General features: G+C 52.6%; 10 protein-coding genes. 6 read left to right on the top strand and 4 right to left on the bottom strand.

Annotation, left to right across the window (positions count from 1 at the left end; translation table 11 throughout):
• The 6 genes from L9059_RS29755 to L9059_RS29780 form a co-directional block, all read left to right on the top strand.
• The coding region (locus L9059_RS29755; protein WP_247295239.1) for a hypothetical protein at positions 1-760 on the top strand (760 nt) is incomplete at its 5' end.
• Positions 761-945: 185 nt separating this feature from the next.
• Entirely contained in the window at positions 946-1434 is a 489-nt protein-coding gene (locus L9059_RS29760) for a hypothetical protein (RefSeq protein ID WP_247295240.1), read from the top strand.
• An 889-nt stretch (positions 1435-2323) separates the two neighbouring features.
• Complete coding sequence (locus L9059_RS29765; RefSeq protein ID WP_247295258.1) at positions 2324-3535, top strand: hypothetical protein; 1212 nt, start codon at positions 2324-2326, stop codon at positions 3533-3535.
• Positions 3525-4100 (top strand): hypothetical protein, encoded by a 576-nt coding sequence (locus L9059_RS29770; RefSeq protein WP_247295261.1) that lies wholly within the window; start codon positions 3525-3527, stop codon positions 4098-4100. Before L9059_RS29765 ends, L9059_RS29770 begins: the two co-directional genes overlap by 11 nt.
• Before the next feature lie 1391 nt (positions 4101-5491).
• Positions 5492-5977: a hypothetical protein gene (locus L9059_RS29775; protein ID WP_247295279.1), complete on the top strand. Its 486-nt coding sequence runs from the start codon at positions 5492-5494 to the stop codon at positions 5975-5977.
• A 123-nt stretch (positions 5978-6100) separates the two neighbouring features.
• Positions 6101-7036, top strand: coding sequence for a DUF6414 family protein (locus tag L9059_RS29780; RefSeq protein WP_247295282.1), 936 nt, complete (start codon positions 6101-6103; stop codon positions 7034-7036).
• Between the two features lie 403 nt (positions 7037-7439).
• On the opposite strand, the gene L9059_RS29785 is transcribed toward L9059_RS29780, so the two are convergent.
• The 4 genes from L9059_RS29785 to L9059_RS29800 are packed head-to-tail and all read right to left on the bottom strand — an operon-like array spanning position 7440 to position 12574.
• Positions 7440-10400 carry a hypothetical protein gene (locus tag L9059_RS29785; RefSeq protein ID WP_247295285.1) on the bottom strand — a complete coding sequence of 987 codons (2961 nt, stop codon included), beginning with the start codon at positions 10398-10400 and terminating at the stop codon, positions 7440-7442.
• A gap of 1 nt (position 10401) precedes the next feature.
• Positions 10402-11352: a hypothetical protein gene (locus L9059_RS29790; RefSeq protein WP_247295288.1), complete on the bottom strand. Its 951-nt coding sequence runs from the start codon at positions 11350-11352 to the stop codon at positions 10402-10404.
• Positions 11340-12035 (bottom strand): hypothetical protein, encoded by a 696-nt coding sequence (locus L9059_RS29795; RefSeq protein ID WP_247295306.1) that lies wholly within the window; start codon positions 12033-12035, stop codon positions 11340-11342. Before L9059_RS29795 ends, L9059_RS29790 begins: the two co-directional genes overlap by 13 nt.
• Positions 12032-12574: a baseplate complex protein gene (locus L9059_RS29800; RefSeq protein WP_247295309.1), complete on the bottom strand. Its 543-nt coding sequence runs from the start codon at positions 12572-12574 to the stop codon at positions 12032-12034. The genes L9059_RS29795 and L9059_RS29800 overlap by 4 nt, the downstream gene beginning before the upstream one ends.
• Between the last annotated feature and the right edge of the window lie 119 nt (positions 12575-12693).

The following is a 12693-nucleotide window of genomic DNA, read 5'->3' on the forward strand; positions in this document are numbered from 1 at the left end:
CGTGCCCGGCACCGACCTGGCGCCGTGCAGCAAGCCGCTGCTCGACAGTCTGCCGAGTTGCGAAGCCCATGGGCTGGTGTGGATCAGCCTGAGCACCGAGAGCCCGCTGGCGCCGCCCGTTGCACCCGCCGAACAACGGCAGAAACTCGATACGTTCTGGATCACCGATCAAGTGCAGTGTTCGTTGCAAGACGCGGCGGAGAATTTCCTCGACGGCTTCCACACCCATTTCGTCCACTCCGGCTGGATCCGTCATGACAAACACCGGCAGAAAATCAGTGCCCGGGTTCGCCCGCTCGCCGATGGCGTCGAAGCCGTGTACAGCGAAGAAAGCAAACAGTCTGGGCTGATTTCGCGACTGCTCGAAGGTGAACGCGGCACCAGCATGGGACGTTTCCGTTTGCCGGGCCTGGCGGAAATCGAGTACCGCGACCGCAACGGCGGCCTCAATCTACTAGTCAGCGCCTGGCTGACTCCTTGCGGTAACGGTCAGTTACGCCTGTTTGCACGGATCGCCACGACTCGTCGCTGGCTTCCGGCGGTGCTCAAACGCAGCGTATTACGCCAATTGTTCCAGAGAATACTGCGCCAGGACCGACAGATCCTGGAACGAGTCAGCACCAATCAGCAGCGTTTCCAAGCAACGTCGGCCAAACCGCTGGACGGCCCGCAAGACTTGCTCGGGCCAAGTATTCGGCGGTTGCTCGAACACGGCCAGCCACTGGTCTTTGAAGCACGTCAGATCGACATCTGGCTCTAAGAGGAAAGCTAGTTAAAATTAAATAGAACTAGCAGATCCATTCTGGATGGTTAGCGCTTTGTGAAAATTGGTTTCAGCTTATTAATACTTTTCTGCTCTCAACGACCATGAGGAGCGTCATAGCCCACACCCTAAAGCGAAAGCCCTATTTGCTTGGGGTAGCAAACCAGAAGAAAGATCGGTTTATGCTCCCAGATGACTGCCTAAAGTGGATTGACGGAGGTGAAAGGCAATACCAATGGCTGCTTAGCAGGATTGAAGAGGTCAGCGACCTGAGACCTCCTAAGGGGCTGTCTCAAGAACTGGTACACCTCACGGGCAGAAATCATTTCATCGCCACGCTCGATATCTGGGACGTCGATATTGCAGATAAGGCCCGCGAAATCGAAAACCTTCGCAAGGAATGGCTCAAGCACAAGGCGAATGATCGTGAGTTCGCCTGGTTTGAAGACAAAAAAGAAGGCGCTCGGCGCTGTCAGTGCGCATGGGAATGGGTGGAAAGAAACGATAGATTCATATCTAAAGAGCAGCTTCCCATCAGCAATTATCAAGAACTGCTCATGTATTTCGACGAAGCGAAGTTTGGAAGCGGCGAGCAGAAGGCCGTCATTCAGCGGATCAAGCAGCGGTGGAGCCGCAAGCAGTTCGATGAACGCACAACAGACAAGAAGTAGGTAAACGTCATGCTATCGAAAAGCGTGATCACAATCCTTGACGATCTGGCCAAAAAGCACGACCTGAAGCGCGGCCAGGTGCTGGATCGACTGATTACAATGGAATCTGAGCAAGGCAGGATAAATCAAGCGTAGCGTGGTCATTTTGAGCTGGCCGGTTGAGACCGCTCGCACCAGCGGCAATCTTTCACTGCTCTCGGCCAGCTCAGCGCCCCGGCACTGGAGACCAGCAAGTCTCAATTCACTACCAATTCACTACCAAAACGCCTAAATCGCAGGCATGAAAAAGCCGAACTGGTTAGAGTTCGGCTAAGTCATTGAAAAATATGGTCGGGACGGAGTGATTCGAACACTCGACCCCTAGCACCCCATTCAAGCTTGTATCTCTACAGGCCGCTAAATTCAAGGCTTCGCACTAGGCGCTCGCTGCAACGATGCCCAACAGTGTTGAACCGTGAGTGACAAGGTCACTCGAAAAGTCACTCGGCCTTTTGCCTCCCACCGACGTCCTGTCGACCGAACACTATTCCAAAACTAGCCGCATGAAACCCTATTATGCCGCTTCAGCATAGCCCGATGGTGGATGGGAGCTACTGCCCCACACCCGCCTATATCTATGCGCGATTGGCGAGATCACTGATGAAGTCTCCATGACGTTGCTCGACTGTAGGGCCAGAATCTTATGTGCTAACTCCTCACGGCCCACTCCCAGCCGGCCTCCTACCTCATCCGCGAGCATGAGATGTGCTCTCATTGGCAGCGACGGCCGCCATCATTTTGTTAGCCATTTCAAGCAACCTCTGACTAGAATGGCGAAAGGCCATGCATCAGCAGCTATCTCCTGACTCTAACCTGCCCCTAAAAACTAGAAATCATGGTCACTTAATAAATGGATTTATCAGAAGTAAAAATCGCTAACTACAACGGCCAACGAGTATGGATGGTTAGAGCCCAAGAAGGAAAATTTCTTCGCCACTTCAGAAATGGCTCAGTCATAACCATTAGTCATCTAGATAAATTCTACGACCACTTAGCGGCACAAACTAATGACATCCCAAGTGACGAGGTCATTCATAAGTTAATCTTGTCTGACCCAGATTTTTTAGATACAAAAACAAAAACAAAAACAAAAATAAGAAAATTAAATGGCGCCGGCCGAAACCGATATCATCAAATACTTCATTTCATCAATGATATAAAAAAGGGCGACATAATTGTCTCCTTAGACAACAGCAAAGTAATGATCGGCGTATGCCAATCATCTAAAGCCCACTTTAGCTCACGCGCTATTTCCTCATCCGCCGACCCACATTCGCACACAACTTTAAAGCTCAAACACAGACTCCGAAAAAAAGTTGCTTGGGGACCAACAATTTCACGTCAAAATATAAGCGGCCTGTTGAAAGGAACCTTCCAGTCAAGACACACCATAACAAACCTTACCGACCACTGGAAGGATGTCTTCGGATTACTATATCCCTTTTTCACTGACTCGAGCAGCCTGTATTATTCCAGCCACATTGGCACAAGAGCTGATATCAACGGAAAAATAATCAGCAAGCTATTTGACAATCTTTCAAATGCACAAATAATAGCCAAAGAGCTAATGAAGGGAGCCATTACAGAAGAGTTCATTGACAGCATATTAAATGACGAACTCGACTGGGACGACTTTAATCTCACTGCAAAAGCTTTCTTCATGTCACCCGGTGACGTATTTAACAAAATACCACTACCGAAGGGTGCCAATGCAAGTTTCTCCCTTAAAGTTTTAGCATTAGTTCTTCTTCTCATGTCCGGTCAGACCAGTGCTCAAGAAGCAGCTCAGCAGTTAGACCCGTCCGTATCATCAACACATCTTTATACACCCACAGACATGATCGACGAAAGATACCTACCCACGAATGGTACGGATAATGTGGATCGACTGCTGGGCGAACTTGCTAGAAAAAACTCCGAACGACTGGAGAAAATGAAAACAGCACAAAAAACTGCTAAGATAAAATCCAAACTCAAGCTTACAATTCCAAAACATGAGACCTCTATATTAGAAGGCAATTCAGGGATCAAAGTCACGAGGATGAGCTCTAATGAGGAGTAACATTATCGAAGTAGCTGGAGGCACTTTTGTTGTCACCGCAATTTCATACGCCACAGGAATCGCATATTACAATGCTTTTTTCCGAAACCTAAATGGCAATCCTGATTTATTCTCAGTATCGCTCGAAAGAATACTCTTTGAAGGAGGCCGTCAATTATTAGCTATCGCTTTTAAGCCTACCTTAGCAATAATTGGACTAACGCTGGGCGCAACAATCTTAAACCTTATATTCACCAAGCTTGGAATCAACTTTTTTAACAATTTATCTCTGAAAATAAAAAACTCTACCATCTGGGCGTCCATTGAAAAATTTAGTTGGGCATATCTCTTTCTAGCCATGTCAATTGTCACTAGTTTCGCTTTCGGCTCTGGCAATGAAGCGGGCGCTAAGTATGCGCGAACTACCAACTGTACTTCCTCAACAGTGAACACAGAAAAAGATAGCATATCCGGCTGCATAGTCTATAAAACGGATAGTGAAATCTGGCTTCTTACCTCTCAGAAAAATCAGAAACTTCTACTTAATATCCCAAACGATAAATACTTATCGATAGAAATACACTAGAGTTAAATAGTTAACTCTAGAACACTCATCCTCACCTGAAAAAATCATGAAGTGCTCTTAACGAGCTCTTCATGAGCTTGGCACATTAAGGAGCGCCTTAATTGACAGTAGAATTTTCGGCTCACTAAGAGTAGTAATTTTACCTGAGCACACATTTCAAACACCTCTTGTCGCCGCTATAAAAAGGACGAAACAACTAAACCTTTATGCCACCCCACTCTGAGAGGAGTACATCGGGCGCAACAATTGTAGTAATCAAGGACAGGTACTGCCTACGACCACATCCCCTCCCGAGAACCCTAGCCAAAATCCGGACCCAATTTAAAAAGGTAATATTAGTAATACTCTGTTGAAAAAATGACCAAAACCTATGTAAATCAAGGCTTCCAGCGGCTTTTGGAAAAGGCGATATTTAAGCGATAGGAAGGCGATAGTATTACCTTTCTTAAAGGCTATATTTCTATTCCTTAAAACCCAATGAATCCGGGGCCTTGACAAAAATATTACTTTTCATATCGCTTCATATTACCTTCCCTTGTAATACCGAAAGCCCAGTAAAACCGTGGCCTCCAGACCCAATTCCACGCCCATATAGCTGATATCGCTCTTTTTGAAACGACCACCCTCCCCTTAAGAATCAATCTCAATAAAACGACGTTTTTTAATGGAGCCTGGATCGGTTGCACAAAGGGAAAATTGATCGTCGATCGCGTTCAGTTCTGTGAAATCCATAAAATACTCTACAGCCCCCGCCAGTCTTGGCCTACAGGGAATTAAGCCTCTCCCCGCACCCAGCCAGTCCCCGCCCAAAAAAGATCGTGCCCGTTTTTGAAAACCCACAGAAACCCACGCTTTCAAAGTTTTCGCCCAATAAAACCGGGCACTCCAGCGATACCCTCTCCGTGACCGCCCCGCACACCGCTGTGCAACCGCGCTGCATTTCCCTTCAAAACTTTGCATTCTGTGCAATGGCCGATCCCCTGCAGAGCCCCACGGCCCGCTTGGGCTGCAGGTTCGTTTGCACTACATCCGGATTTGCACAAAAAAAGGACACAAAGCCCGTCGGCGGGAGGGGGATAAGTGCTTTTTCAGATGTTTTTTTCTTGGTGAGCTAAATTTTTCGCGAATCACCGTCCACGGCGCTGCATCCCGCAGATTCGAGACAGCAGTGCCCAGCGGACTCGCTGGAGGCGCGCGAATGAGGTGTAGCGAATGGTTGCGGCGTTCCGGCGTGACCCGTAAATATATGCGCTATGAAGCCACCCATCGCCTGCTTGAACAGGGTTTCACCATAATGAAAGTCACCAGCATCACGGGCCACAACACCCTAGCGATGCTTAAGAGGTACGCTCATCTGGGTCCACATGACTTGGCTGAAAAACTAGGATAGATTGTACGATGATGGCACTTCGGCACATCATGATCTGACAATCGATCCCAAGGAGGCGATCATAGTTAAGCTTAGTGAAAAAAAGGTTTTGTGGCTTATCTATACTGTTTTGTTTGGTATGGTGCCAATCTTCATCAGGATTTTTGTCGCATGCATGGTTAACGGCGATAAAGTTCCTCTTATAAGTGCCGCAGATTTCATCTCACTGGGGATAGTTATGCAAATATCCATACTCGCTGAGATTAGATACAACGAGTCTAGTCAGGCAGGCTGGAAGCAGGCCCTAATTGGAATTTCAGTGCTAGCAATTATTTTCTACGCTGCGCTATTTGCTTTTGCGTTGTTAGGAGAGGTAAATCCAGACATTAATCAGAATGCCGTACTGGGCATGTCTATTTTAATGTCACTTGGATCTTTCCTATTGTGCTGGGCTGTATACGATAGAATTATACATTCATCCACATCTGTGGAAGAGGCGATCGTATGATAAATGTTATCGTTGTTGTGATGGGTGTGGTTTTCTTTTCTGTTGCATGCTTGTTTACTATATGGTCGGCAAATTCGACTCGCAATAAATTTTATAATGATTTTATGAGAAGGAAATCAGAGCGTGAGAAGCTTCGTATACCTCGATGAATACAAGATGTACTCATTGTCTTCACAGTTGATGGAAGGTGTTACAGATTTTGTTATTAAAGAATCAAAACGTTCGGATTCTGATATAGAAGAACAGGATGGGCCTCGAAATAGTGGAAAAAAGTTGGCGGAAATTATTGAGACGGCATCTGCAAACGTCGAGAAAAGGTTTCTGCATGATTATGCTTTTTCAATTTTCGAAGAAAAGCTTGTTGTCACTGAAAAAGTCGTCTCACTTACTAGCCTATCTTCATTTTCCGACCTCTCGGAGGATGTGCTTGGGCGCCGACTGGTGCGTATAAAGGCCAAAGCGAATTTCCTAGACGCAGCTGATATTCTAAGAAGTTTGAACACTTTAGTGGATATGCAAGACGCATTATCCATAGTCGCGAACAATGATCGTCGCGAGGAAATCATAGTTGAAATGTCTGAGCTTAGTAGCGGAGCCGGCAAGAAAGGAGGCTTGGCTACGTTGAAGGCTGAGTTAGATCATTTGTCCAAGTCGCAAATTTCTCGCGAAAAAAGTGCTAATGATCGATTGCAGTATAAACACCTCTCCGCTTTACTGGAGCACGGGTTTAAACGTCGACTCGACTTAACAATGGATTTGCGGGACTGCAAAGTTACTGCAAATTTGAAGCGCGCATGCTTAAAAGATCCAGAAGATTTTGTTTTCAAAACTTACTCTAGAATTGCAGGTGTTGAGCTAGTACTTCTTGGTATCGCTACACAATATCGTACAGCGGCGGACAACTCGATAAATGAAGACGCTGATATCTCTCCCGATGCGACGATGGGCGAGATGATCGCTAATTCTACCAAAGCACTTCATGTGCTTGAAAATCACTTCAATCGTGTTCCTGGTAACCAGATAGTAGTAGACCCAATCGCCCTATACCTTGAGCTATAACCTGTAGTTTTTATCGCCACCTTAAAGATTGAAGGTGGCATTTTCTCTGGCACCCCGACTTCGGTTTCTGATGTGCCCTTATCAAAGATTTTGCTGATCAGTTGAAAGGATGCGGCGGATTTGGCACCGCTTAGCGGTAAGTTTGGCACCGTGAGTAAATACGGGCATTAGATCAAACATCCAGAACCAAATAGCCCGCAAATCGGCATAAGAAACGGCCTAAAAACCTTTATTTCTGATTTGCGTGGCTTTGGCACTAAAAACTTCCTAACTGTGGGTTTATGAACGCTTTTATAATTAGCTCCGCTGGGTTTCTCAAGTGCCAACTCCATCGTCAACTCACAGTCCCTGCGAATCGAATCCAAAAAAAGCCGACACCAAGCGGGCTCTGGACAGTTAACTATTAATTAGTGGTCGTCATCCTGATAACACTTTCCACATCCCACGTTTCGCCGATGGCGGTGAGGTGAGTGACTCCGCCCATGGTGCTGACTTTACTGCCGGCCACGCTGTAATAAGGCTTGTTGTAATACTGCGGACTGGCGATATAAAAGCCGCAATCGTCAAAGCCTGGGTGCTTGAGCATCTGTATGCTGGCCGAGATCCCGGTCGGCCCCCAGAGCTGGCAATCCGGCAGCGAGCCCAAAGTAGTGACCTGAGCAAAGCCAGTGGTCGACACATCCTCTTTCGAGGCATACGGGGCGCGCATGGCGGCGTTAGTGATGACCTCACCGGTGGTGTCCGCGATGAGCCGCTTGATCGGCAACATGGTCAGCATGGCCGCCTCCAGCTCCAGAACCTGCGACCACGTCACTTGCTGAACCATGTCGATTTTCAGCCCGCCATCGGCGTGACTGAGGGTCTCCCGCTTTGAGTGAGTGGCAACTTCCTCCTGCGTATTCCACTTGAATAGCTTGGAATGCTGGATCAAGGTCAATTTCTTGCCGATGTAGGTCGCCACCGTGTTGAACGGAATCTCCACGCCATCAAGCAACAGCAAGGCATAGGTTTTGATTTCATCGCCGTGGTAACCCCCGATGTAGTCGTCGGCGCCTTTCTGCTTGATCGCACAGGTCAGCTCGCCACCATTGAGCAGAGCTTGGCCCGCGCGGGTGCGGGTAAAGCTCATGGTCGAGGCGGTCAGGTCGCACTCATATTGGTGCTTCAGGCGCCACAGGTCCGAGTTGCCAAACGCATCGACGCCCGTTGGATCGAACGGCTTGTTTTCATAGCCGATGGTTTGCTCCAGGTACTTCTTGGACCCCGACTTAGCGCCCTTGACGAACACGCTGATGGTGTTGTTGCCGACCTTGACCACCACGTCATCGGCCGCCAGCGCGGACGGCACGCCAGCCCCTGGAGCCGAGGCCGGCGGGAAGCCGCCCAGCGAACCGAAGTCGGTGGCCCCGTTCCAATAGAACAGCGGCAACTGGCTCGACGAGCCCCGGAAGCGCTCGGCGTTGGTGGCGTCGTAGTACTGGCCACCTTTCACCGCGCTGGCCGGGGTATCGCCGCTGGTCACCGTCGCGCTCAGATCGAGGTAGGCGACGTTGAACGTGGTATTGGAAAAGGTGTAGGAACCGGCGGCCAGTTTGATCCGGCCCTGCCCCCCCAGCATCGGCAGAATCAGGTAGTTGTCCCATGACAAGGTGCGGGTGGCCGGGTCAAAAATGATGTTGGTGGGGGTGGTCTTCATCCACACCTCACCCAGGTACACGTTGACGTTGGTGGGTTTGCGCCCGGCCAGCACTCCGGCATGCCCCAGCTGATCATTGATGAACAGATAGACCTTGGTGTCGTCGATAAACGCACCGGTGCTGATGTTGCCGGCATTGGAGGTGTAGCCCGCCGTGGTGACCTGGGCCACCAACTTGCCCCCCACCGGCGCCGAGCTGAGGTCGACAAACAACGCCTGGCCCAGCGGCACCGAGACATCGGTCATGCCCGCCACCACCAAGGTGGTGATGCCCACGCCACGCGGCACGCGCAGGTCATTGAAGGACAGCACGCCGGTAGAGCCATTCATCGCGAAGGCGCTCAGATCACCCACGACTTGATAGGCGGCACGGGCGCTACGGTTCTTCAGGGTGTCATCCATGAAGCCCAGCGAGATCTGTTGCTGCGCCAGTGGCCCGCCCAGCCCCGACGTGCCGTTGATAAACAGGTACACCTTGCGATCCGAGATGAACGCCCCGGTGGTGGTCATGCCCGCCGTAAAGCCGCCACTAGTCACTTGCGCCACCAGCTGGCCGTTCGCGTTCAGCGCACCGTCGAGATCGACATACAGGGCTTCACCCACCGCCACGTTTGTATCGACCACTGGCGCGACCTTCTTGGCCGCGAAGGTCGCCCCGCCGGTGACAATCAGCTCCGGGAAACTGATGGTGTAGGAGGTTGGCGTGCTGACCAGCGGCTGCAGCTTGGTGGCCTTGCCGATCACATGCCAACCCGCCCGATCGGCGATATTCTGCTGGGCCAGACTCAGCGACGAGCGAGACACCGCCCCGTCGGCCACCGCCTGATACTGCGGGTACAGTTCGCCACCGATGATGTCATTCAAGCAGGTGAACAGGATGATCTTGCTATCGTCGATGTATGAGCCTGGCGGATTGGCCGTGGTCAGCAGCGACAGCGCGGAGACGTGCACGATGTACTCGCCGTCCACCAACGGCTCGGACAGATCGACATAGGCACACTTGCCATCCGGCACCACCAGGTCGGTGACCGGTTGCACATAGGCCTGAGTCTTGCCGGTCCCGGTAAAGATGTAGAGCCGGCCCCAACTAACAGTCCAGTCCTTGGTACCGCCCACCTTGGTAATCTTGGTCGCACGACCCGACAGCAAGTAATTCGCACGGCGGGCGATGTTCGTGGCTCTTTGAACTGCTGCTGCACTGGAGTAGCGCGTCTCCTCTAGCGGAACACCCGCATTGTTTCGGTACAAAATCACAGATTCATTTGGGTCGGACGAAACCAAACTGAAAAATTCATCGTTGACCGTGCCCAGCAGCGCCTTCGCCATGCTGGTAAAAACGCCCTTAGCCTGCAGCGCTGCATCTCGGGCAGTCACGGCCATCGTCGACGCCGCCTGAGCCAAACCAACGTGCTCAGCAACATCGATGTACTGAACGGGCAGCCGGTAGTCACGTTGGTCACTGATGACACGAAGATCGTAAAGCCCGTTGGGCGCAGCAAGTTGAACCAGGCCGTCATTGTCGGCAGTGAAAGGATTCAACAGCGCGACACCGTTGGCTTTCTGCAGACCTGTAGCAAGGCTTTCGGCCCCACGGTGATACAGATAACAAATGGCACCTGGCAGCTTGTTGCCCTGGGCGTCCTGGGCAAAGAAATTCTTGAGTTCCAAATTAGGCTCCGGTGATGGGCTTAAGCTGCCCAGAAAGTTGTGTGCCGGTTCCGGCATGACCGGCGAAGCTCGCCGCGTTGGTTGGGACTGGGCTCGAGGCATGCTGGTGGACGGCGATATCGGTGTTCATCTGGATGATCAGGTCGATCAAGTCACACAGCACCTGCAGCACGTTCACGCTCTCGGAGCCGATCCAGTTTTTGGGGGCCACACTTTTGCGGACGCCCTTGATGCGCTCCAGTAGATCGCCGCCGATCGCCGCGTTGTACTTGCGGCCCACTACCAGGTTGAGGTCGCGGCCGGTGGCCTGGTGCAGGTCGTCTACCGCCGCCAAACTGGCGGATCCGGCCGACAGCAACTTGAGCGCGCCCAGCGCCTCGATCGTCTTGATGCCTCCCACCGACTCGGTCGAGTGGTCATCGATCTGCAGGGTGCTGCTCTGGTGTCGCTCGGTATTGTTCAAGCTCTGGACTTCGCGCTCGATCGATTCGTCGCGGATCCGTCCATCGGTGTGGCGTAACCAACTGCCATCGGCTTGCACGCGCTGCTGAGACGCTTCGCTGTGCTGCCAGACCTGGTCACCTTTTGGCACCTTCGGCAGGCTCAATCCGTGTGGCAGGATCGTTTGGATGAATGGCTTGTGCGGCAGCCCATAGGCAAACCCAACCACCACCATGGTGCCCTCCTCGGGAAACCCGAAGAAGCCCATCTCATCTCCGCCCAGTGGTACGGGCAGCGGCACGCCGGCTAAGGTCGGTAGCTCTGCATCAGGCTCACCGTCGACGCCCAGCACCTGCAGGTCCACGGCGAAGCGTGGACGAAAGTCATCGCAGATCCCGGCGCCGGCCGGAGCATCGGCCACTCCGACAACCCGGGCGAAGCGCGGCAGGTGGTAACCACCGGGCAGCTCAGGGTAGGCGCGCTCAACGGCGCGAACGATCACGTCTTCCATCGGATGCCCATTTGGTTGCCGGACAGCATCACATGCGTGATGCGCTCGCCCTGGTTGATGGTTGCACCAGGACGTAGCCCGGGAATCGCCGCGATCATGGCGCTCTGGTTGCCCTGGTAGTCATTGAACAGCCCCACCGGCAACTGCAGCGCCGATCGAGCACCGAAAAAGCTGTGTGCCCAACTGCCCACGAACACCTCGCCGTCGCCCTGCTGCTGCCAGATGTAGTCATCGATGGCAAACACCTTGGCCAACGTGTCCATCGCCTGATATCCGCCGGCCAGGTTGTAGAAAAACGGGGCCTTGTTCCGGGTGTAGGGTTGGGCCGGCACGCGAAACTTCAGGCCGGTCTGGTTGCTGATCTCGCCCAGGACCGTGCGCAGGTCGGCATGACGCAGATTCATCGGCAGGGGGCGGGCCAGAATGCCGGCCATCTCGCGACAGACCAGCACCTGCTCCACCTGGTTGGCTTGGGTGCAGCGCTCCACGTATCCGAGAAAATGCCGCTGCAGCGGGTTGTTGTTGTAGCCCAGGTCCAGGGTGACCAAGCCCTTGACGGCGGCCGGTGCCTGTATGGTGAAGGCCGCCCGGCCGGGGCTGCTAAGTGTCAGGCGCACATCGTCTTGGACGATCGGGTAAGTCGTGCCGTCAATGCTCAAAACCTTGTGCAGTTTCATGCTCATGCGCCGCTCCCCAGCCATTGATCGACTTTCTTCAGGGTCGCCTCGAAGGCCGTTAGGCCTTGGGTTGGCTCGCTGTCGTCAGTGCCGGCGGATCCGCCCACGGCTTGCCCCGGGGCAGACTGTTGGGTCACCGCGTTGCCGGTGCGGCGGCTCTCCACGCGCTCAGGGTTCGAGAGCTTTTCGGCCAGGGTGAACTGGATCCGCCAGGCGGCCAGGGTGTCGTCTTCGCGAGCACTGACCCCATCCGTGAACTGCACCTGGCGCACACCGAAGGCAGCAGCAGTGTCGTTAACGACTCGATAGGTCTTGAGCTGACCACCACCTTCCGTGGCTTCGGCCAGGCTCATCAGCGTGCGCAGTTGCTCGGCTTCCTTGTAGCGAATCGTCAGCGCAACGGTCAGCGTCTTCGGCTTGAAACCGTTGTGCGCGGTGTCGCTGTTGCTGGTTTGGCCAGACAGGTCGCCGCTTTCGATGCGCAGGCTGGCCGTCACCTTCAGGCCGATGCCGCGGATCTGTTCACCGTCGAGGAGCAGCGTCATAGGCCGACCAACTCCCGGACGAAACTCAAGCCCTTGAGCGAGCCCACCAGTAATACGCCGGCGGACAGCGGCCACTCATGACCAGGTGCACTACCGGCCAGCAGTTCGCGGCGCAGCTC

Source organism: Pseudomonas violetae, assembly GCF_023072615.1.
Taxonomy (GTDB): Bacteria; Pseudomonadota; Gammaproteobacteria; order Pseudomonadales; family Pseudomonadaceae; genus Aquipseudomonas; species Aquipseudomonas violetae.

Excerpts from the sequence above, each read along its gene's own strand:
- L9059_RS29760 (WP_247295240.1), top strand. The coding sequence starts at position 946 with ATGCTCCCAGATGACTGCCTAAAGTGGATTGACGGAGGTGAAAGGCAA.
- L9059_RS29765 (WP_247295258.1), top strand. The coding sequence starts at position 2,324 with ATGGATTTATCAGAAGTAAAAATCGCTAACTACAACGGCCAACGAGTA.
- L9059_RS29770 (WP_247295261.1), top strand. The coding sequence starts at position 3,525 with ATGAGGAGTAACATTATCGAAGTAGCTGGAGGCACTTTTGTTGTCACC.
- L9059_RS29790 (WP_247295288.1), bottom strand. The coding sequence starts at position 11,352 with ATGGAAGACGTGATCGTTCGCGCCGTTGAGCGCGCCTACCCTGAGCTG.
- L9059_RS29795 (WP_247295306.1), bottom strand. The coding sequence starts at position 12,035 with ATGAGCATGAAACTGCACAAGGTTTTGAGCATTGACGGCACGACTTAC.
- L9059_RS29800 (WP_247295309.1), bottom strand. The coding sequence starts at position 12,574 with ATGACGCTGCTCCTCGACGGTGAACAGATCCGCGGCATCGGCCTGAAG.